The organism is Clostridioides sp. GD02404, assembly GCF_045898275.1.
In the GTDB taxonomy this organism is placed as follows: Bacteria; Bacillota; Clostridia; order Peptostreptococcales; family Peptostreptococcaceae; genus Clostridioides; species Clostridioides difficile_A.
Map to the genome: position 1 here is coordinate 50,108 of NZ_JBJOCA010000012.1, position 22,490 is coordinate 72,597.

Here is a 22,490-nt window from a genome sequence, read left to right on the forward strand (position 1 = left end):
TCCTCCTAATTAAAATATTCCTCTCTGTATTGCAAATATAAAGAACCCTACAAGTGTTGTAATTATTGTTCCAATTAGCCACTTGAGCATACTTGTGAGTGAGTTTAAATTCTCACATAGTGCCTTTAACTCTGCTTTAGACTCTATATTTGCTACTTTTAATTCATCTATTTCATCATTATGTTTATTTATTGTTACCTCATGTCGTTTCAAATTGTCTTTGAAAAGTTCTTCATTCATGAAAACCTCCTAAATTGTAAATTTGCATTAAAAAAGGTTTAGAGATATTATCTAAACCTTTTACTTATAACAAGCAATATAATATCCTTTAAATGGACCTTTGCTTGTTGTATAACTAGTACTTCCTGCTTTAAATCCTTTTCCATCTGCATTAATTTCAATATAAGCAGTACTATCACCTGGATTACTTTCTAATTTTTGTTTCAATGGAGTATAATAGCATTCTTTTTCGTTCATTATTGAAAATACTACAAGATGAGTAGGAACAGAAGGGAAGGTAACCTTATATGGCTTTGTTTCTTCTCCTTCGAAAGAACCTGCACTTATTTTATATCTCATATTAACTTGTTGCTGTAAATCAGTTATAATACCTTTAAACTCTGTAATATAGTTCGCATACTCTTGAAATGTTTGTTCTGATGTGGCAGGAGAGCCGATAGCAGTTGCAATCAATTCTTTTCCTTTGTTAGCTTCTTGAAAAAAATAATCTGCACTATCAAAATAATCTTTTACCTTTTCAGATAATTCAACAAATGTATTGTTCAAACTTGCATCTATATCTTTTAACGCTAATACATTTACAATACTTCTTTTTCCGCTTTTTAAACCATCTTTCATTTCGCTAACTTTAGTTGCTATATCCTGTAAACTAGCATCATCCTCTAATGGCATTATATTCTTACTTATACTTACAACTTTTTCAGCAGTTGCATTGGCACTGTCTGTAACTACTATTTTAAGTGTGTGTAGTGCATTATCTTCTAATGTATAGTTAATTGTTTTTTCTTCTGTCAAAGCTGTTGTTATAGTTTCTTTTAATACATCATCTATAAAATATTCTATTTTAGTTAATAATGTAGGGTCTGTGTGGTCTGCTTTAAACGTTGCAGTAGTTGAGTTATAAGATGATACAGTTAAAAAAGGTAATGCTTGAAGTAATGTTATTTTTGCACGACCATCTGAATAACCACTTACAACGGTAGTATTTCCACCAGTTGTCATAACGACATTTTCAAAATAATATTCAGATGTTGGTATATATCCATATGGTTTATAACTATCTTTAGTTAATACATAACCACTTCCACCACCACTTCCATACTCAGAACCATTAGCACGAGAACCACCGAACCAGCCACCACCACCACCAGAATAAGCAGAAACATTAGTAGGTTTAGCACCTTTTCCAAAAGAACCATCACAAGAACCATCCTCTAATCTACCACGACCACCTTCAAATTGTGTACCACCATGAGCAACAGAATAAGTAGCAGAAGTGCCAAGATAACCTCGTAAACCACCACCATGACCACCAGTATGAGTATCAAAAGTACCACCACCGCCACCTGCAACAATTATCCTAGATAACAAACCTTGTTCGTTATCCCATTCGCCACCAACAAGTCTTATATCAGTAGCACCACCACCGCTACGTGTAGAACCATACCCACCACCATTAAAAGTCCAACCATTTTGATTATTAACAGAAGTATAACCTCGTTTACCATCAAAGCCAACATAAACATACAATGTAGTTTCTTTTCTTAAAATTAATTCACCACTGCAATAACCACCCTTACCATAATAAAATCCGCTTTCAAAAGGAGTACCTGTAGCACCACCTCTACCACCCCAACATTCAAATTTATATTTGCCAGGTTTTAATGTAACACTTTGTTCACTTCCTGTACAATTAAATTCATAAACTGTTGTCATTCAATCCACCTCTTTCTCAATTTATGGTTTTATTGTACCTAATTTTAAAACTATAAACGTCTGCAAAGTGTAGATGAAGTGTAGGCAAAATGTAAATGAATTTATATATTTTTAGGAATAAAAAAAAGAACCTTCTATAATGTTGGTTCTGCTCCTTCTACTACTCCACTATTTTCTATAATATAATCCTCTACCGCTTTTCTATACTCTGTATTAGTTACATCATCCAGTTTAAAAGGTCTGTTTTTAAGTGGATTCAGCCCTCCATTTAATATTCTTTCTGCTAATATTCTTACTACAACATTACTTATATTCATTATAATAATCCTCCTACTTTCTCATTTTCATTTAATAAAATTTGATTTTCTAACTCTTGTATTCTCTTTTCTTCTTCACTCACATATATTGGTATTTCTTCTAAAATTGGTTCTTTTGTTTCTATATTTATACCTATAACTCTATTCCTTGTATAATCTATACTTCCATATTCAATATCTATATAATGCAATTCTGTTATTGTATAATGTGGCAATACATCTCCACAGGATTCGCCTGTTTCAAAGATTGTTCTACCTGTTTGGTCATATATTATTCGGTTTGGAACATTCATGTTTTTTCCTCCTTTTAAATAAATTTAATAGCATACCATTTATAAGTATGTTTTTGAGTTGAATCAAAGTTATAAGCTGGAATCTGAACGCCAGTATTATTAAAATAGACATCCCCCTCTGAGTTACTATATAGCCAACCATTAGCATGAAAATACTCATCACCACTTTTTCTGATAAAAGATGTAACACTTGAAAAATCAACACCTCTTTGTGTGGCAACACCATTGCAAGCGAAAAGGAAAAGTTTATAATTATTTTTATATTCAGCATCATAGTAATCAAAATCAGCAAAGAAAATATTAGGTTTAAAGCCTAAATTACTAACTTTAATCCAAGAACCAGGTTTAGTAACATTGTCGGTTAGATATGGATAAGCAATTTTAGTACTATCCGCAAAAGAAGTAACTGTACCACTAGCAACTTTATACTTAGTATTTAACTGTGTTATAGTGTTATTAGCTTGTGTTAATTGATTCATCAAATCTTGTAAACTAGCGTCTCCGCTATCAAAACCTCCCTTAATTTTCTCTGATAACTCAACGAGTGTATTATTTAAATTTGCATCTATATTTTTAAGTGCTAGAGTATTTATAATGCTTGTTTTACCATTTCTAAACCCTTCTCCAATCTCTACTAATTTAGATGATATATCTTGCAAAGTTGCATCAGATTGAAGTGGCATAATTTCTTTACTTATACTCAAAACTTTCTCAGCAGTTGCATTCTCTGTGTCTGTAGCAACTATTTTAAGTGTGTGTATTGCATTGTCTGTAAGTTCATAGTTTATTGTTTTTTCTGCTGTTAAATCTGTTGTTATTGTATCTTTTAATACATCATCAATGAACCACTCTATTTTACTTAAATTATCATCTGTGTCTATTGCTGTAAATATTGCAGTAGTTGAGTTATAAGAGGATATATTTAATTTTGGTTTAGTGTTGCCTTTTGTGAATGTAACAGTTTTATCTAACATTTTACCACCAGCAACAGTACCAAGCTCAATAGTTATATTATTTACAGAGTTAAATACTAAATTAGATAAATGTTCATCAGTTAAATCTATAGTGTAATTAGAATCTACTGTATTATTTTTTTCGCTTATTACAACATCATTTAATTTTACAGTTATTTTAAAACTAACATCAGGATTGCTATCATAAATATTATATTTTATACTGCAAGCATCTCCAATTACACCTAAATCATTATCTATAGAAATGTTAGGATTTGACACAACTTGAACAGTAGTATTCTGGTAAATAATATCATCTTCATATATAATTTTCTCAGCACCTATATAACGATAAACTTCATATGAAGCAATCTTATAAACCTTAGTTTCAGTTATATTCATAGACTTTGATTTACTTAATTTATAACTTCCCCAATAAATAGTATGATAAGTACTGCCAGAATCAACATCAACCTTCTCAGCATGAATATCAAACTGAGAATAGGTACCTTTTCTTCTCCTAATAGTCCTATTAACATCATAAGTAGTCATTTAATCACCTTCCTTTCTACATTGGTATCAAGTTACTGTTTATACTAGATATAATGCTAGTTTTATTCCCTTTTATCTCTTGCATTACTTCTTTTAATGCTCCTTCAACATTATCACTTTCAAATAAGTTATCTGTATCTTTTATAGTTGTTTTCTCTGCTGTTGTTTCTATACTATCTACACTAGTTTTTACCTCATTTAATGCACTAACTATATTTGTTTTATCTGTTGTTTCAAGTAGTGTTGTATCTCCTATTTTATTGTTTAACTCTGTCTTAGTAGTTTCTATGTTGCTTGTTAACTCTGTTTTAGTTGTATCAATTTTAGTGTCTAACTCTTGTATGTCTTTTAAAGTCGCTAAAATAACGGTTGGGTCTACTTTTAAATTTACACTTGAAGTATTAGATACTACTAAAATAATTTTTATAACTAAATCTTTTACACTTCCCGAATCAGCAGTTGGTTTATATGTTTCAGGATATTTAGATACTGCAATTAGTTGATTTAACGAGTCAAATATACCTACTTCCCTTATCATAAATCCACCAATGCTACCTGGTATTACAGTTTCTATTACTATCCAGTTTGGATTTTCTTCATCTACTTTTACATTGTTTACAGAACCTTCCCAAACTATTTTTTTAAGTGTTGTTTGTTCTTCTGTTGGATTATATTCTGTTCCTGCTCCATCGCCAAGTTGTAATTTAACTAAATCTACTTTATTACCAAGTGCGGTAGCATTTGCAATAGATGCTTTGCCTACCTTTGTTAAAAGGGTATAATATTTTTGTTCTGCCAATTATATCACCTCCTGTTTTGGGTATAAAGTTACTTTTTCCATACTTCTGTCATTGCCTGTAGTTATAGTTAATTCTCCAAAAGAAGTTATATCAGTTGGACTGTAAGGATATATGGTAACTGTTTCACCTGTATTCATTGTAGAACCTGCAAATATGTCATTTTTATTGAATAAAATCATCTCAAATTTATGTTCAAGATGACATGGTTTTATTTCTTCTATTTTCTTATCTAACTCCAAGATAGTGTTATAACTACAATTATTTGTTATAAAACTAAGTGTAAAACTAAATAGATTACTAAATACCTCTACATCAACATTAGTCTTTGTGTAAGCTTCTGAGATTGCCTTTATAACTTCTATTGTGGTTGTACCCTTACCTCTTAATTTAGCTTTTATATTACTTCTTCTAGTATCAAAATCCAACTTAGAATTTGTTTTTATTTTTAATAGATCTTCCCAGTCATCAAGTCCCCAAGTTGCTGTATCTATAAAAAACTGATCTAATAAATCATTCTTTTCATCAAGTAATGTTAGAAGTTCATTTTCAAGTGCATCTTGAATTTGTATGTCAATTTCATTGTTCGCAAAACTTGGTAGGTAATCAATTAACTTCAATTTAACTCACCTCGATATTAAATGTAACATTTGAAACAGCAGGAACTTTTTCTTCATCAACTATTATGTTTTTAATATCTTCATTTATAAGTAGATTTTTTATATCATGCACTCCTTCTATGCTTGCTAATAAACTCATTATTTTTATATAAACAATCTCTCTTGAATTTTCTATTAAATAAGAATTTATAATATCTAAAAACATAACCTTTATAGATTCGATATCATATCCACTTTCAAGTGTTAGAGTTGCACTAATCCTAACATCAAAAATGCTTGGTGTAACAACTGTAACAATAGGTCCAATTGGTTTTTCTTCTTCTATATGCTCAGTACATCTTTGTAAAATTTCATTATCCACAGATTGATTATTTTGACCATAAAGCAAAATCTTGATTGTACCTGGACCATCCCATCTAGGAATTACTCTAGCATTATAAACTCCTTCAACTTCTAAAGCCCAAGCTTCATAATGAGCTTTATTACCACTTGTGGCTTGATTTTTCTGTATTTTATAAAATCTTTCTTTTAACTCTTCATCTGTTTCTATTTCTGTTCCACCCTTTAGGTCCAGTTCATTATAAATTTTAGTCACTCCATTTATTTCTTCTATAAGTTTAAATTCTGTGTTAGCTGATAAATTATACTTAATACCAACCTCTAAAGCCTGTATAGGGCTTACATTTAACCTACTATCTTCATCTATTGTAATATCTTTAATAACTACAAATAGTAAATCACTGTGAGATACTATTGTTCCATTTGGTATTTGAGTTCCGATTTTGCCTTCAAATGTTACCTCGCCTATTGCTTCTGTGCCTAACTTTCTATATACTCCAAATTCATTGACTCTTCTATCAAGAAAATCGTCAAAATTATCTTGAATAAAAACTCTCTTATGTATATAAGAAAGTTCTATATATAACTGTGCAAGTTCTGAATTTATTGGAGAAACTATATTATAAAGAGAAGATCCTTGACCTTTATAAAGAGGTAGATTTATGTTATTTAAAGTTCTATTATTTAAGGCACTAAATGATTGGCCATTATACAAATGTAATCTCCTCCTCTCCATAAATTGTTTTTACATTTAAACTTATGGATAAATTATCATCCTTAAATTCTGTATTTGTTACATTAACTTCTAATATATAGGGATTGATTAAAAGTGCTTCTTGTATATACCTTTTTGCCTCACTTTCAGTGAGTCCTTTAGTATACTTTTGTCCAATTAGATTTTTTATATCTGTTCCATAATCCCACTCATATATTAAATGAACATACTTATCTGTTTTTATAGTTTTATAAATCCATACCTTGATTGCTTCATTTCTTTCAACTACTTTAAAGTCTCCATTTTCAATTATCTTTTCATTTTTTTCAAAATCCCAAGCAAATTCTTTAAAAATAGGTAATTCCTCATTGGATGGAGAAGTATAATCCTCTGGAACACCCATGAAAGGAAATATAGTATCATTCATCTAGACTCACCAATTTACTTACAATAGCAAATTTTTCACCTATTTTAAACATTATTACCATATCTCCAGTTTCAAGATTATTAGTAAAAGGGTTTTTTATATTATGTTTGTGTTCTTGATTTATTTCTGTTTCAAATGTTTCTATCTGGCTATTAAGTATCCAACTATCTATTAAAAGATTTTCTTTTTCCAATAAAAGATTATTTATCTCTATTTTTAAATCTGGTAATTTATCTTTAACTTTACCAATAAAAAAAGAAGGTTCATTATGAAATTTACCTTCTTCTCTCATTATTTTAATAAATTCATTGATTGGATTTGCCATTATATCACCTCTTTTTATAAAACTCTTCGAGCTGTAGAAAAGTTTTTAGTGTAATAACTACTGCTTGTTTTGCTTATTTTAACTACATCACCTGTTTGTGGGGCATGTAGAAATTCTCCATTACCTATATATAAACCAACATGACTAACTGGATTATGGAAAAATACTAAATCTCCTGCTTGCAAATTACTTTGTTCTACTTTTTTACCAACTTTAGATTGTTGACTAGATGTTCTTGGTAAATTAACATTAACTTTTTTAAAGCAATATACCATAAGTCCAGAACAGTCAAAATTACTTGGTCCATTACCACCCCATTTGTATGGCTTTCCAAGATGTTTTCTTGCTTCAGATATAACAGTTTTTGCTCTTTCTGTCATGTTTCCAGCATAACTACCTATTACTATCTTTCCTTTTCTTCTTCCAAAATCCATCATATCTTCAACATTTCCAAATAAAATATCTATATGATATGTTCCATCCTTTTCTATGATTATTGCAGAGCCAACATCATTTACTTTGTATGTTCCATCTCGATTTGAAACTCCTGTAACTAACTGTATTTCATCACCATATTTTAATAATGGATATTTATCTAAGAAATCTTTTGTATAGTAAGATTGTTTGAAAGCACCAACCATAGGGGCGGCACATGTTTTTTTAGAAGGGTCTAATTTTTTCTTTCTACAATCTGTATCTCCACCTTCAGATTTTCTAGGACAATATGCAGTAAATTCAGCAGGAAACTCTGTTCCTCCAGTATACTCTGAACTGCCATCTTCTTTTTGTTCATCTTGCCCAGCAGATTTTTCATCCATAATATTTTGAAAGTTAAGTTCAAGTTCAATCTGATAATCTCCATTTTGCCAAATATGTTTATCTGTATCTATATAAAAAAGTCCTATTAATTTTGTATATGAATCTTTTACTTTTACACCTCTACCAGTTATACAGCTTATATCACCATATCCTTTTAAAGAGCAAGTTCTTTCTATGTCTTTAAACTCATTATCTATATCTACAGTGTCATTTTCTTGTTGTTGTATTACCTTTTGCATAATTACTCCAACATTTTTAAATATAGAGTCATTTATTTTTTCATTAATCTTGTTACCATACTGATCAACAACCAGTACTTTATTTTTCACGTTCTCCATGCTTTCTGAAAAGGTTGTATTAATAAGATTAAAACCTTCTTCAAAGGTAATATCTAGAGTAACAATTCCTTTTTCAATTACATTAAATTTATCAAGATTGGCTTCTATCATGTATTTTTTCTTTGTTGTTTTGCTTGCTTCTGTGTAAACACTCATTATAGTATCATAGCCAGTTACACCAATAAACATTTTTGTATATTTAACGTTGGTTCTAGGCAAATTACCTAGTGGGAGTTTATTATCTACAAAAACCTGTTTTGCAATATCTTCAACCAATTTATCTTTAAAATTATATGAAACTTCACTTTGTAAAAGTAAAAAACCCATATCTTTTGCAGTAAAATCAATACTGTTATTACTTGAATCGAGAGACCTGTCTATTATCATGCCTCTAAATATCTCTTTATCATCTACATAGAAACAAATTGTACTTGCTACTGGAATATCTATTTGCCTAAAGTTAATATCAGATGCTGATTGAATTATAGAAAATTCAAGTGTTCTTGATGGTGATCTATAATCTCCAGACCAGGTACATTTGTCTACTAAATCAGTTATATTATATATATTTCCGTTTTTTATATGAACTTGTATTTTGATTTTATTAATTATAAATCACCATCCTTTTATGGAATTATTAAAATCCATCCATTTTGTATTATGTTTGGGCTTTTAATTTTATCCTTATTGGCTTCGTAAATTTTCTGCCAAAGGTCACCATTTCCATAATATTTCTTAGCTATCTTAAAAAGAGTATCTCCTTCAATGACCTTGTGAGTTTTTTGCTTAGTCTCAAATCCTTTTGTAATGGGTAGGTCAATACTAGAAGATAAATCGTCATCCTTAGCATTGACCTTAGATATTTTTATTCTTCTATATTCTTTTAAACTTAAGGTAAAATAAACATCTCTTGAACAATCTTGTTCTTTGTAATTAAAATCTGCTATGATACATTCAAAGTTTACATTAGTTTCTGTAATTATAAATCTCAATATAAATCCCTCTTTCATCCAACCTTGTATCAAATTTACACAATCATAAGGTTTTGGGAATCCATTATAATTACAGAAACTATATTCTTGATTAGGGAAAAAAGATGATAGTTCTATAGTTTTAAGTCCTAATCCTCCAAATACTGCAATATCTCCAACTCCTAATATATTGGATGTATTTATTGTTGCATTTCCATTTATTTCAAAAGAAGGTGGTAGAATAGGGAATCTAAATGCATTATTTGCTTGCCTTAACCATATTTCCATCAGATACCTCCTAAAGAACTCCTCCAACATTTGCAAGAGATATTTTTTTGTTTAGTTTTTTTACAATTTTATCTATGTCAGCCTCTTCCCTTATAATTATTGTATCTGCTAACTTATCAAGAAATAAACTTCCATTTGAACTATTTCTCTTATATTGATTGGCTTCTTGTTTAGTTAAAAGTTTTTCTCCTTCGTGTGCTCTTATTAAATAATCATTTCTAGGAACTCTATTTATACCAAATGCTCCTCTTGGACCGCCAGCAGCATCTGCACCTTTTCCTATTTGTAAGCTAGGACCTTTTTTAAATATTTCTATTGTTCCTTTAATTGGGTGTTTAAAAAATTCTTTAAGTTTATTCCAAGTCTCTTTTACACCTTTAACTTTATCTTTGAAAAATGAATCAGCAAGATCTATTACAGGTTCCAGTATTCCACTTACTAAATCTACCAAACCATTCCATATAGATTTAACTATACCTACTCCGCCATCAAATATTTGTTTAAGGCCATCCATTGTCTGGTCAGCATTTCCTGTTATAAGTCCCATTACAACATTTATAATTCCAGATATAAAAGATATAATTCCGTTTATAATTCCAGAAACAGTTGTTATTATTGCTGTTAATGTATTTAAAAACCATATAAATGCTAAAATTATTCCACCAACAACACCAGCTATTGCTACTCCTATAGCTGGTAATAATTGTTGTCCTATTTGTGATAGGAAAGGCATAAATCCTTGAAACCAAGCTTTAACAGGTGCAAGTGCTTGACCTAAGTTTTGAAATGCTAATTTTATGCCATCAGTAGACTTTTTCATATTGTCCATTGGTTGGCTTACCTGGTCTACTGTATCTCCAACTTGTTTAGCTGGAGTAAAAAAATCAGTAATCGCTTGTTTAACCTTATCAAAACATTCTTTTAAATTATCTAAGTGTGGCTTTAAAGGTTCAAATGCTTTTACTAGATTATCTATATTTGTCTTGATATTTCCTACTAATATATCCTTTAACTCATTAAATTTATCTTTTATTGAAGTTATTGATTCTTTGAATTTATTCTTAAAACTTATTCCAGAATCCTCTAGAACCTTTAGTGCAGGTTTAACATCATTTAATATCTTATTTTGCAGTTCTGTAAATTTAGTTTTTCCAGATTCAACTCCTTGACTTATAGAATCTGTCATAGGTTTAATAAAAGTTTTAAAATCACTAAATGAACCTTTTAAATTTTCCATTGTTTGTTTTAATCCACCTGTATTTGGTGTAGATTTTCCAGCCGCATCTGCTGCTTTACTTCCAGGTATATTCACATTTGTTTTAGTAGATATCTTTGCGGTTGCTTCAATTGGATTTTCTAAGAAGGTTCTTAAATCTCTCCATTTATCTGTAAGCCATTTCGCTTTATCCTTAAATAAACTATCTACAATATCAGCTACTGCTTCTATTGGAGCAGTTATAAAATCTATGAGACCTTTCCAAATTGATTTTATAATTTTAGCTCCTCCATCAAATATTTGCTTAACTCCATCCATCATTTTTTTACTATCACCTGTGACAATACCTATAATTAAATCAAAAATACCACTTAAAATAGATGCTAGACCATTTAATACATTAGTTATAGTATCTACAACAGCTCTAAATGCCGTTGCCAAAGTAGATAAAATTAAAACTAATTTTGCTATATGAAACCCTATTACACCAATTAAGACAGGTCCTAATACCTTCATTATTACACTACCTAAATTTAATATAGATGCAAATAGTGGCCCAAATGCTGATAATAACTCTTTAAATTTCTCTCCTAATTGTTTAAGTGCAGGCATACAAAAACTTACTATAGGCTTTGCAAATTCTACAAATGATTTTACTAATGAATTAACTTTATTTCTAAAGACTTCAGACTTAGCATAAGCAACAGTAAATGCTACTGACAATGCAATTATAGCTGTTATAGTCCATCCTATAGGACCCATTACAGCCAAAAATACTGCACTTAATGGCTTCATCCCGATTACAAAAGCTCTGAAAGCAACTTTTGCTTTTAGTATTATTGGAACGAAGAAACTAAATACTCCTATAGCCTTTGAAACAATTAAAGATACTGCTCCTATAGTTAGTAAAAGTACACCAAATGCTCCAACTGAAAGCATTACATTGGTTATAACTCTTTTTATTGGTTCACTTAGATTATTAAACCAAACAGTCATTTTAGTTAAACTATCAACTACAGAGGCTATTGCTGGTTTTAGTTGATAGTAAATAGTAATTCCGGTTTCTTCAAGGGCTGATTTTAAGGTTGCAAGTCCACCCTTAGTATTATCTTTCATTACATCAGACATTGTTTTTAAGGCACCTTTTGAGTTATCTATCTTTTTCTTTAAACTATCATACTCATTTCCAACTCCATCAAGTAACTTTTGTAACGTTTTTAATTGAGTTTTTCCACCTATAGCTGCCAAGTAATAATTCTTCTGTTTATCAGTCATATCTTTTGTTTTATTTGCAACTTCTTTAAGTACATTTGACATACCTTTAAATTTACCCTGATTATCAAATGCACTTACTCCAAGTTTTTTCATTGCTTTACCTGCTTGGCCTGCACCTGTTGTAAGGTTTATCATGATTGAGTTTAAAGCATGGCCTGCATCTGTACCTTTAACTCCTCTATTTGCAAGTATTCCCATAATGGCAGTTGCTTCAGATAATGGAACTTTTAAGTTACTAAATGTACCACCTGCAACATTAAATGCTTCCATTAACTGTTGTATGTTTGTATTTGATTTAGTAGATGCATTTGCAACTTTATCTAAGTACTCACTTAATCCAGCACCAGCTAGTACTTTTCCACTTTTACTGACCTTATCAACTTCTAAACACATAGAACTCATACTATCAGTTACTAAATCAGATGCTAAACCAAGGTCCATAGATGCTGCTTCTGATAAGTTAAGCACTGGCATTAAGGCATGCATTGATTTTTGAACATCCCATCCAGCAAGTCCCATATATTGAAGTGCATTAGCAGAGTCAGCAGCAGTTTTAGTTGTAGCTTTTCCAGCATCTCTAGCAGCCTTAGACATAGCTTCAAAGTCTCCTGGCTTTAAGGAATTTCCAAATGTGGCCTTAACTTGAGACATAGCACTTTCAAATTCTGTTCCAACTTTTGTTGCAGCAGCAAATGCCCCACCAACTCCAGCAGTTATAAGTCCTCCTGCTTTTAATGCACTTGTGCCAACGCTTTTTAAATTGTTCTGGACATTATTTAATGCTCTTGATGCTTGAGAGGATGAATCATGCAAAGCTCTAGTATTAGCTGCTACTCTTCTTAAAGTTGAACTTGCTTCATCTCTCATTTTTATTACTGCTTGTAAAACTTTTGTACTAGAACTCATAGATTAAAATAACCTCCTGGCACCAGATTTTATTTCTTCTCTTTTTTCATCCAACTCTTGATCTATAAAAACACTAACAATTTCTTTTTCACCTTTTAGCATACGATAAGAAACGGATGGCATTATACCTTTATACTTAAATAATAAGTACATTAAGTTAACTTCTCCATCCGTTTTAATTAGTTTTTTATTTCTTTATTTTTTTCCTTCTGTCTTTTTTTATCTCCCTCAGCATCTATGCCATTTACTTTATTAACTTCCTCATATAGATTATCAATTTCTCCAGCTAAGAGTAATTTTTTTATAAGATCCTTAGGGGTTGCCAAGCCCATATTTTCTACAACTTCCATATTTCTAAAAATAGGACATGCCTCAAGTATTGTGTTAACTTTAAGTTCATAGACATTAACATTTTCTAAATTACCACTATCTACGTCCAATGAATTCATTCTTATCTCATCAAAACGTTCTGGATCAATAGCATTACATTCAATCTCTAAGGTATCATCTAATTTTTTGCAATATAGTTCATATATACTAGATGGCAGTTTTAATTTACCTGCATCCATATTTAATAATTTTTCAACTGTGTTCATATAATAAAAATCCTCCTATTTTTCTGTAATTTTATCTAAGTATTTAAAGCCTTCAAAAGTAAATGGAACTTCTATTTCTCCTGGTTTTCCTGCTTCCCAGTCTGCTAAAGTTAAATCATCAAGCATGCAACCATAAAGTGCAACTCTTTCAGCTCCATAGGAATCTGGATCTTGTAACTTACTTATTACAGTAAATTTGAATGCTTTTCCTTCGTTTAGCATACTTTCAACATATTCTCCAAATAAAGAGCTCACTTTAAATAAGGTTATAGAGCCCTTTCCAGATGCTCCAATAAGTTTTTGTCCAACCATTAACTGCCCACAAACTTTAATTTCTTCTTTTTCTAATTCAACTTTTGCTTCTAACCCTTTTACAGATGTTAATTGTCTCCCATCTAGCCAACATTCTCCAAATGTACCAGATATTATTCTACTTGGGTCTATTTTAGCTTTCAAATTTTAACCTCCAAACTACATAGAGATGTCTAAATACACATCTTCCATAGCATCTATTAATTTAATTTTTGCTTTTAAAAAAACGAGAGTATCTGTGTTATACTCCTTTAATTGCTGTTCTTCCATATTGAATGTATCTATATTTTGTTTTTTTAACCATTCTCTTTGTGAATCTAAATTTATTTCTACTGTTGAACCTGGATCAATGAGACCATCTTTTTCTAATTCTTGAAGATATAATTGTATTGCAACTATAAGTAAGCACTTATTATCATAAGTATTTGGAACTTTTCCTATATAGTTTTTTACAATTATCTTTTTAAGATCATTATGAATTTGGTCTAATGTATTTACTAATTTAATTTTTTTAAATATATCACCTTTTGAATCTGTAGTTGTTGTAAAGGATGTGACCCCTCTAGCAACAACAATAGAGCCACTTTCTTTTATTAGAATTAACTCTCCATTATTTATTTTTGTATTTGCTTCAACCCTTGTTAGTTTTGGTATGTTAGTTATTTCTGGTATATTTGCATATGTTATAGACTGAGTTGATGGAGTTCCTGAGATAAAACCTGCTAACCTTGGTAGAAATTCATTTGAAGTATATTTCTTACCATCAATTTCAATATCAGTTGTTGTAAAGTTTATTATACCTTCATAATCTGCTACATTATTTGCAGTTATAGCCTTAACCTTTATTTTATTATCTTCTCTCATCTTATTAATCCATGCTTTGATTTTAGGCAATTCTTGCTCTGTCTCCTCTGGCATACAAAGGTAATTAAATTCACAAGTTTCAAGAAAGTCTAGAGCATCATCTATTGATTCATCTACATCTAATGCGTAGACTAATATCTTATTTGGAGGATATATATTTCCTCTCATTGCCATCTTTATATAGTTTAAATTGTCAGCAGAATAGCCATTTGGAATATCTTCTATTTCCTGTATTTCAATCAATCCTGTATTCTTTGTATCTTTTAAAATAAGTGCTACAATACCACCAGAACGTTTAACAAAAGTTTTTCCAGCTTGAATAAAGGATATATTAATTTCTGGTAAACCCATTTAATCACTTCCTATCTTTAAATCTACACTTTCCATAGTTTCATATGTTTCTTTACTAAAGTAAATCTCTTCAAAATAAGATACAGTAATTAGGAAAGTTAATTTATAACCTACAGAATCTTTTACAATTGATGGAGATATATTTTCTATAGTTAAACTTCTATCTTTAACTCTAATGTTTCTGTTAAATATTTTTTCTAATCTACTTTGTATATCATATAGATTTAATTTATTTTTTCTAGCCTTTTGATAATATTCAACATCTATGAATATCTTTTTAGTATCCAAAATTTTATTTGCAATATTATTAGAAACAGGTAAAAGTTGCACAAAAAAACAAGCCTCCTCAAAGCCTTGTATATTATCCTCATTAATAAAAATATCTGTATCTCTAAACTCATTTTCTATTCTTTCATTAACTGCTATTATAATATCTCTGTTTGTAAGCAACTAATCACCTACCAATCAAATAAATTTGCTTTTGCGCTTGTCATATTTTCTTTTGTTTTTTCAATTCCCTTTTCAACCATGAATACACCAGGAACAACTCCACCATTTTTAGTTGCATGGCCATCATTTACGAGTGTGGCATATTCAACCTTATCTTCAACAATATAAATATCATATTCAGGCTGATTTTCTTCCCATCCATTTTTTAACTTTTCAGTCTTTACAGGAGTTTCATCTCTTATATTTTCTGCTAGTTCTTGCCCAGTTTCTTTTGTAAACTTCTTGATTTTTCTATTGAAATTTGATGCATTTAACTTTAAATCTAAGGCTAATGCTTCAAAAACTCCTAAATTATCTATTCCCATTATATTCTCTCCGCTTCTGTAATAGGTATTTCCATATGGCTTGGATATATATTTGCCTTAGAAACCTTAAATATAGCTTCTTCTCCATGACTATAAGTTGCATTTATAGTGTCGCCTGTTTTTATATCCACTTCTGGTCTGCAAAATAACTTTCTATTTATGACTATAGCTCCAATATCGCCACTTACAATGGCTTCTTCTTTTCTTGAAATTGCACATGGGATATCTTCAGCTATAATAATATTACTAAAATCATTAGAACATGTTTCTTGATTCCAACCTTTTGACTTTCTGATAATAGTCATTTTATCAAGATAGGTCATTTCTAATATATCTGCCTCTGTCACTTAATCACCCCTTAGTACATATTAACAATACAAAATGGGCTTAGAAATTTTTTATCAGCATCAGTTAAAAAAGATGATGAACTCATACTATTTTCAGCAGTTTGCAATGTTAAAGTATTATATTCTATTTTTGTATCACCTCTAGTTATAGCTTTTAAGTTTTTTTCTAGATTATCAAGTCCACTGTTTTTCTTAAGTTCCTCAAATCTTGAAGATAATATTGATATTACTTTTTCTTCCACAAACCCTTCTAGTGCTATACTTAATTCCTGTCTAGAACAATATTCTAAAACCATTTCACTTATTTTATTTATATAAAGGATTATTAATTTATCATATCTATCATTTTCTATTCCTAAAATTAACTTAATACTATCAAGCATTGTACTCATCTAGTAATTGGATTAATTCTTCTTTAGTTTTAGTTGAATATCCCTTTATATTTTTACCTTTAGCAATTTCCATAAGTTCTGGTTTAGATAGATTAAACAAATCATTAGAGATTGATTTAACTTTTTCGATTTTTTCCTCTTTTTTATCAATATTCTCTTTAGTCACTTCTTCTAAATATATTTTAAATCCCTTTGATACTAGATTATTACTTTCATATTCATTATTAGCAAGTCTAATAACGTTGTCTTTTTTTAATACAAACATTTATTTCACCTCTACTCTTGAGTAGCCTTTGCTTGTTTTACACATGCTCTACAAAGTTTTATTGGTTCATCTAATAGCCATAAATCATGATACTTTCTATAATCTATTTTATAGGCATCAGCTGATTGATTTTGATCTGGAGTGAATATTCTTGGTTTATCTGTCTTAGATATTGCAATTGGAGCAGATGATGGAGTTATTAACCAGTTTATATCTAGTGCTTTTGGTCCTTCCTTAAATCCACCTGCTGTTTGACCAGATGTTTTACCATCCATGAATATATATTCTGTTTTCATTCTTTTTGATGGAACTTTTATTATAGGTACATTATCTATAGATTTTACAATTCTTTTTATATCTCCATCACCAAATTCAATATCATCAAGTTGAGTAGACTGTTCTAAGATACTTGCCACTATACTAGACATACTAATAATAAGAGGTATATCACCAGTTGAATCTTGAATTGATGCTATCTGATATTTTAATTCACTTAAAATACTCGCAGCAGATACTTCATAAGAATATTTTACACGTTCATCAACCTTAGAAACTTCTGAAAATATCTTTGAGTATCTATATGCATCTATTTCTGGTATAACATGTTGCTTTTGAAATAATCCCATTACAGAAGAGGCATTTACAACAAAGTTTGTTTCATTTACATCCATTGAATCAAGCATAAACTCTCTACTTCTATCCATTTCCATTCTTCTAGTTTCATACTCAAGTGTTATTGCTCCTGGAGCATATCCTTTAGATCTATCATAATCTCCTAAACCATCCATAGATACCTTAGGAATCTTTACTTCTCTACCTCCATCATATATAACTTGACCAGAGTTTCTTTCCATCCATCCAGTAGTTGAACCTACCACTATTTGTGAATCTAATTCTTGTTGAAAAAGCGTTACATATTGTAATACATTAGCCATTTATAAAATCCTCCTCTTTTTTAGAAACTATTTAAACCTTGTTTTATCTGCTTTCTAACCTCTGATAGTTCATTATCGCCTTCTTTTCCAGGTGGTGTATATGAACCATCTTTAATTCTTTCATCTACTCTAGATTGAATATATTTTTTCATTGAGTTTTCAAAGATATCTATATTTGCATTTGTTTTTTCATCATCATCAGATAGTAGATATTCAATTAAGTTTGTAGGTATTTTCTTTTCAACTAAAATATCCTTATATTTAGAAATCATTTCTGTATGTCTTTTTTCTTTTTCTAATCTATCCAATTTTTCATTTAGTTCCCTTATAGCCTTTTGTTCCTCTGTTTCATTTGTAGAAGTCCTTTTTAGAACTTCAGCATTTATAAGTGTTTGCATATCTTTTTTCTTAAAGTTTTCAAGTGCTTCACTATGATATTTATTTTTTTCGCTATCCATAAAAGATTTAAAATTAGTATCATTTAAAATCAAAGCCTTAAAATCATCTAATGTAAGTTCTTTTTTATCTTTTAATTTAAATAAATCTACATTTTCCAATAATGAATCTATTTCTGATTCCTCTTCTATATTTTGCAGTAGTTCTATCATTTCTTTTTTCTTCATAATTTTCTCCTTTTTATAAATTTAAACATAACAAATACACATATCAAATCAATATGCGTTAAAGAATAGGTATATATTCACATCTACAATAACAATGTTGTGGTAATGAAGGTCTTGATTCATTTACATAAAAAGTTAGACCATTATAAATACTACAATCATTACATGTTCTAGAATCTAAATCAGCACAGTACATTACTTTTATAATACCTTGGGTTTTAAAGAAGTACTCATTCACTTCATTTTGGCATCTAGATACTTCAGATTCTACTAACCTTCTTGTTTGACTTGCTCCAGTTGAATATTTATCTCTTATTATTTTCTCTATTTTATTTACAGAAGTTTTTCCATTTAAAAAATTCTTTATTTCTTTTTTAAGAGATTCTTCTATACCTTTTTTATTATTCCAAAGCCTATCACTCCAATGCTTACTATCAACTTTGTTGTTTACTATTTTATTTATAATTTTACTGTTAAGATTATTCATGTCTCTAATTTTTACTATTACTCCTAATAAAATCACTAGATTTGAATACTTATTTCTAGATGAATCAGATAAAATGCTTTCTATATCTTTTATTTCTTCATCATAATTATTTGAATACTCATTTATAATTTTATTAAGTTTTGCTCTTAATCTTTTCTTATCTTTAATGCTAATATCTAGATATTCATTGAAAATATCATGTGAAAGCAGTATCTTAGCCACTTCTATTAAAAGTTTATCTCTATTTTCTCTTTGATACTTATAAAATGATTTTGTTCTATTTTCAGCAGATTTATATATATCTTCAGTCAATTTAGTTATAATCTTTTGATTCATCTAATAAAATCTCTCCCTCTGAAACTATTTCCTGTTCTTTTTTAGCCTTTTCCATTTCTGCGTGAGGATTATCAATAAAACTTAGTTGAGATAATCCGGTTTCAGTAGATAATTTATCTCCAAGTTGACTTAATATATTTGCTACAACTAAATCATCACGTGGTATCTTAGGGGTAAATTTAGCCTTAATATCTTTATAATCATAGTCAAAACCATATTTTTTATTAAGCCAAATGCACAATAATTTGTACCTATTAAATAAAGTATCTGCAATACTATCATTATTTTGGCTACAAATCCATTCTGTACTGATTAATCTTGCTATAACTGCTAGACTTGATGTATTACTTTGCATTTTTTCATTGTGATTTATATGAGATGTAATTTCATACATATTTTCTTTTATTGAAGATAGTGTATTTTGAACAAATGTATCATTCATGTCTTTAATAAGCCACTCTATTTTTCCATCTCCATTAACTTGAAGTATTCCAAGTTCTTTCATCCTTGGCAAATCTTCTTCTTTAATATTACATCCAGAGAAGGTTAAATAAGCATTTCTAAAATCACTAATTTCATTACTTATATCACTTAAATTAGTTTCATAAGCATCTTGTAACCCTTTTATATCATTAAATATTGTATTTTTTCCTAGTTCTTCACTTCTTTTGCAAATTGATATTGGCACATTGCCATCAAATATATTATTTACTGTAGGGCTTTCAACTTCTTTGAAATTTGAATCAAAATGATATATGTATTCTTTATCATATATATCTATATAAATATCATCTTTAAAATCTTTTTTAAATTCTCTAAAAAAATAGATAATCTCTCCATCTTCATTTTCATAATGACAGCCATCTGTTGGTTTTATTATTCTTACTTTCATTTCATTGTTTTTTACATAGTAAAGTTCATAACAAAATCCAAATAATAGTGTATATCTCAATAAATCTGAATCATGCTTTTTACTCCAATGGCAAGTATAGTATTCTAAATCATTTATAATCTTCTCATCACCCAATCTGCTTGTATAGGTAATTTTATTTGCAAGAGAATAAGCGACTTCTTCATTAATAAACTTTTTTAAGAAATTAGTGTTTATCTTATTATTAGACCTCTTGGTAACCATTTTATAGTTACTAATAGCATCTGTTTCACCTTTATAATACTTATACATAGTGTTGTATTCTTGCTTTTTTAAACTCCAGTCATCATATATCTCTCTTAATAAATTTAAATCTATTTTCACTTAATGCATCACCTCCATACAATCAAAGACCTAAATTTCTTCTATCTAATAGTGTAATACTTTCATTTACTTTAATATTAAAAATCCTATTTATAAATTCTGCTGATATATCTGGTGCATCATCATGTAGAGAGTACTTTTGTCCTGTAAAATCAAGGATTTGCTGTATAAATTCCTTATCTTCTTCTGCAAAAATCATTTGACCTTTATTTAAAACAGGTATTAAAGTAGAGATTTTATCATCTTTATTTTTCTTTTGGTGCTCATTAATGATTTCTATATCTCTGTAGTAAAGAATATCATCATTTTTTATTTTAAGTTCTAATTGATTAGCATCTGCACCATTAAATGTATTTTTTTCTATATAAACATGTGTTATATCTGGATACACTTTTAATAAATAAATCATATGGTCTATATATTTATCAAAATCAGTTCTAGCATTTATTTTAGCTAGTTCTGCTAATCTCCCATATAGTAAACCATTATATGACTCACTCCCAACAAGAAAAGCACTATAGTCATGTTTAGACCCACCAGCAGATGCTGGATCACATAATAGCATTGTCTTTTTGAAGTTATGTGTTTCAATACATTCCCTAGATTCAGTTCTTACTGTTTTAAACCATTTTTCACCTATTGAATTTACATCATTTTGTACTTCCTGTTTAAAAGAGGTTGGGTTTTCATAATAACTTAAAGCCATATCTAAACAATCCCAAAAACTTGGCCACAATATAGGAAATTTCATTTCTTTTTCATTATCCCAGTAAAACTCTTTAGCATCTTCAAGATGATTTGTATTTTTAAAATCAAATAATAGTTCTTTGAATTTTAGCCATAATCCAGAGTTAAATAATTCATCTACATTATCAACTAAAACTCCTTTTTCGCATTTAAACTTCCATGTTGGCAAATTCTTTAGCCTACTATAGAAACATTCTTTGTGTTGTAAAGTACCCAGTGCTATAAAAGTTGTTCCTCTTTTTATAGTTTTACCATTTCTTATAACTGGTTTTTGTGCAGCATATTTTACGTCATCAGAAAATCTTTTAAACTTTTTTTCTCTAGCATCTTCTGTTCTAACATTTTCCTCTGACTGATAGTCATCAAGTATGATAAGATCAGGACGATTATTATTGTATTTTCTTCCTCTCATTGGTGATGAAGATGATATTGCTTCAATAAAGGTTTTATTAGTTAATTCTAATTGAGTACTATTACAAATGTATTTTCTATCATTATCATTTAAAAGTACTCCAAATGCTTTTTTGATAGACTCATTTTCAAGTAAAGCATTCTTTATATCTTTTACAAATTTTTCTGCTGTAGAACCTATATCTGAACAAATTAATGTATACATTTTATGTTTATAACAGTGTGACCATACAGTTGTTGCTAAATCTCCGAAAGCACTTTTACCTGTACCTCTTGGATAAATTCTCCCTAATTGTTGTGAACCATCTCCAATTATAGATTCTTGTATATCTTCCCATAACTCATGATGAACTTTAGCTATAGGTGCAGCAGCATTATCTTCCTTTGGTAGATAGGTATCTTGCATAAAGTACATACAGAAAAATTCTAAATTTATTTTCCCAAGTTGATAGGCAAGACCATTAACACCAAAAAGATTATTTGCATTAGACTTTATAAGTACATTTGCTTCATTTTCAGCATCTTTTATTGCTGCTCCATTTCTTATAAAAGTCTTTGCTAGATAACTAAATATAAGTTGTATATTTCTTTCTAAATTATCCACTGGTATTTACATCCTTTTATCTCTTCTATTTTCTTTTTAGGTT

General features: G+C 29.4%; 27 protein-coding genes. All 27 read right to left on the reverse strand.

Annotation, left to right across the window (positions count from 1 at the left end; all coding sequences use genetic code 11):
* Positions 1-9 precede the first annotated feature (9 nt).
* Complete coding sequence (locus Q3287_RS09075; protein WP_407963918.1) at positions 10-240, reverse strand: hemolysin XhlA family protein; 231 nt, start codon at positions 238-240, stop codon at positions 10-12.
* A gap of 60 nt (positions 241-300) precedes the next feature.
* A complete protein-coding gene (locus Q3287_RS09080; RefSeq protein WP_407963919.1) occupies positions 301-1,956 on the reverse strand; it encodes a glycine rich domain-containing protein in 1,656 nt (551 codons plus the stop codon).
* A 134-nt stretch (positions 1,957-2,090) separates the two neighbouring features.
* Positions 2,091-2,273: a hypothetical protein gene (locus tag Q3287_RS09085; protein WP_407963920.1), complete on the reverse strand. Its 183-nt coding sequence runs from the start codon at positions 2,271-2,273 to the stop codon at positions 2,091-2,093.
* Complete coding sequence (locus tag Q3287_RS09090) at positions 2,273-2,566, reverse strand: hypothetical protein (RefSeq protein ID WP_407963921.1); 294 nt, start codon at positions 2,564-2,566, stop codon at positions 2,273-2,275. The genes Q3287_RS09085 and Q3287_RS09090 overlap by 1 nt, the downstream gene beginning before the upstream one ends.
* A 14-nt stretch (positions 2,567-2,580) precedes the next feature.
* Positions 2,581-4,071 (reverse strand): hypothetical protein, encoded by a 1,491-nt coding sequence (locus tag Q3287_RS09095; protein WP_407963922.1) that lies wholly within the window; start codon positions 4,069-4,071, stop codon positions 2,581-2,583.
* A gap of 16 nt (positions 4,072-4,087) precedes the next feature.
* Positions 4,088-4,870, reverse strand: coding sequence for a phage tail protein (locus Q3287_RS09100; protein ID WP_407963923.1), 783 nt, complete (start codon positions 4,868-4,870; stop codon positions 4,088-4,090).
* Complete coding sequence (locus tag Q3287_RS09105) at positions 4,871-5,488, reverse strand: putative phage tail protein (protein WP_407963924.1); 618 nt, start codon at positions 5,486-5,488, stop codon at positions 4,871-4,873. It lies immediately after the preceding gene.
* A 1-nt stretch (position 5,489) separates the two neighbouring features.
* A complete protein-coding gene (locus tag Q3287_RS09110) occupies positions 5,490-6,542 on the reverse strand; it encodes a baseplate J/gp47 family protein (protein WP_407963925.1) in 1,053 nt (350 codons plus the stop codon).
* Entirely contained in the window at positions 6,535-6,969 is a 435-nt protein-coding gene (locus Q3287_RS09115; RefSeq protein ID WP_407963926.1) for a DUF2634 domain-containing protein, read from the reverse strand. The genes Q3287_RS09110 and Q3287_RS09115 overlap by 8 nt, the downstream gene beginning before the upstream one ends.
* The gene (locus Q3287_RS09120; protein ID WP_223195831.1) at positions 6,962-7,294 is read right to left on the reverse strand and encodes a DUF2577 family protein; all 333 of its coding nucleotides are present in this window, start codon (positions 7,292-7,294) and stop codon (positions 6,962-6,964) included. The genes Q3287_RS09115 and Q3287_RS09120 overlap by 8 nt, the downstream gene beginning before the upstream one ends.
* A gap of 14 nt (positions 7,295-7,308) precedes the next feature.
* Positions 7,309-8,838 (reverse strand): NlpC/P60 family protein, encoded by a 1,530-nt coding sequence (locus Q3287_RS09125; protein ID WP_407963927.1) that lies wholly within the window; start codon positions 8,836-8,838, stop codon positions 7,309-7,311.
* 239 nt (positions 8,839-9,077) lie between these two features.
* Positions 9,078-9,710 (reverse strand): LysM peptidoglycan-binding domain-containing protein, encoded by a 633-nt coding sequence (locus Q3287_RS09130; protein ID WP_407963928.1) that lies wholly within the window; start codon positions 9,708-9,710, stop codon positions 9,078-9,080.
* A 10-nt stretch (positions 9,711-9,720) separates the two neighbouring features.
* Positions 9,721-13,107 carry a phage tail tape measure protein gene (locus Q3287_RS09135; protein ID WP_407963929.1) on the reverse strand — a complete coding sequence of 1,129 codons (3,387 nt, stop codon included), beginning with the start codon at positions 13,105-13,107 and terminating at the stop codon, positions 9,721-9,723.
* A 3-nt stretch (positions 13,108-13,110) separates the two neighbouring features.
* Entirely contained in the window at positions 13,111-13,260 is a 150-nt protein-coding gene (locus Q3287_RS09140) for a hypothetical protein (RefSeq protein WP_223195827.1), read from the reverse strand.
* 26 nt (positions 13,261-13,286) lie between these two features.
* Positions 13,287-13,703, reverse strand: coding sequence for a phage tail assembly chaperone (locus Q3287_RS09145; RefSeq protein WP_021382789.1), 417 nt, complete (start codon positions 13,701-13,703; stop codon positions 13,287-13,289).
* 15 nt (positions 13,704-13,718) lie between these two features.
* Entirely contained in the window at positions 13,719-14,159 is a 441-nt protein-coding gene (locus tag Q3287_RS09150; RefSeq protein WP_021382790.1) for a phage tail tube protein, read from the reverse strand.
* Between the two features lie 15 nt (positions 14,160-14,174).
* Entirely contained in the window at positions 14,175-15,230 is a 1,056-nt protein-coding gene (locus tag Q3287_RS09155; protein WP_407963930.1) for a phage tail sheath subtilisin-like domain-containing protein, read from the reverse strand.
* Positions 15,231-15,680 (reverse strand): DUF6838 family protein, encoded by a 450-nt coding sequence (locus Q3287_RS09160; RefSeq protein ID WP_223195825.1) that lies wholly within the window; start codon positions 15,678-15,680, stop codon positions 15,231-15,233.
* Positions 15,681-15,688: 8 nt separating this feature from the next.
* On the reverse strand, positions 15,689-16,045 hold the full coding sequence (locus Q3287_RS09165) for an HK97 gp10 family phage protein (RefSeq protein WP_407963931.1): 357 nt from the start codon (positions 16,043-16,045) through the stop codon (positions 15,689-15,691).
* Entirely contained in the window at positions 16,045-16,392 is a 348-nt protein-coding gene (locus Q3287_RS09170; RefSeq protein ID WP_223195823.1) for a hypothetical protein, read from the reverse strand. The genes Q3287_RS09165 and Q3287_RS09170 overlap by 1 nt, the downstream gene beginning before the upstream one ends.
* A gap of 11 nt (positions 16,393-16,403) precedes the next feature.
* Complete coding sequence (locus Q3287_RS09175) at positions 16,404-16,784, reverse strand: phage head-tail connector protein (protein ID WP_407963932.1); 381 nt, start codon at positions 16,782-16,784, stop codon at positions 16,404-16,406.
* A complete protein-coding gene (locus Q3287_RS09180; RefSeq protein WP_169470313.1) occupies positions 16,768-17,049 on the reverse strand; it encodes a Rho termination factor N-terminal domain-containing protein in 282 nt (93 codons plus the stop codon). The genes Q3287_RS09175 and Q3287_RS09180 overlap by 17 nt, the downstream gene beginning before the upstream one ends.
* A gap of 11 nt (positions 17,050-17,060) precedes the next feature.
* Positions 17,061-17,984: a hypothetical protein gene (locus Q3287_RS09185; protein ID WP_021382814.1), complete on the reverse strand. Its 924-nt coding sequence runs from the start codon at positions 17,982-17,984 to the stop codon at positions 17,061-17,063.
* Positions 17,985-18,004: 20 nt separating this feature from the next.
* Positions 18,005-18,607 carry a DUF4355 domain-containing protein gene (locus tag Q3287_RS09190; protein ID WP_021382802.1) on the reverse strand — a complete coding sequence of 201 codons (603 nt, stop codon included), beginning with the start codon at positions 18,605-18,607 and terminating at the stop codon, positions 18,005-18,007.
* Between the two features lie 58 nt (positions 18,608-18,665).
* Positions 18,666-19,430 carry a minor capsid protein gene (locus tag Q3287_RS09195; RefSeq protein WP_407963933.1) on the reverse strand — a complete coding sequence of 255 codons (765 nt, stop codon included), beginning with the start codon at positions 19,428-19,430 and terminating at the stop codon, positions 18,666-18,668.
* Positions 19,408-20,685 (reverse strand): phage portal protein, encoded by a 1,278-nt coding sequence (locus Q3287_RS09200; protein WP_407963934.1) that lies wholly within the window; start codon positions 20,683-20,685, stop codon positions 19,408-19,410. The genes Q3287_RS09195 and Q3287_RS09200 overlap by 23 nt, the downstream gene beginning before the upstream one ends.
* Before the next feature lie 22 nt (positions 20,686-20,707).
* Entirely contained in the window at positions 20,708-22,447 is a 1,740-nt protein-coding gene (locus Q3287_RS09205) for a hypothetical protein (RefSeq protein ID WP_407963935.1), read from the reverse strand.
* Positions 22,448-22,490 lie beyond the last annotated feature (43 nt).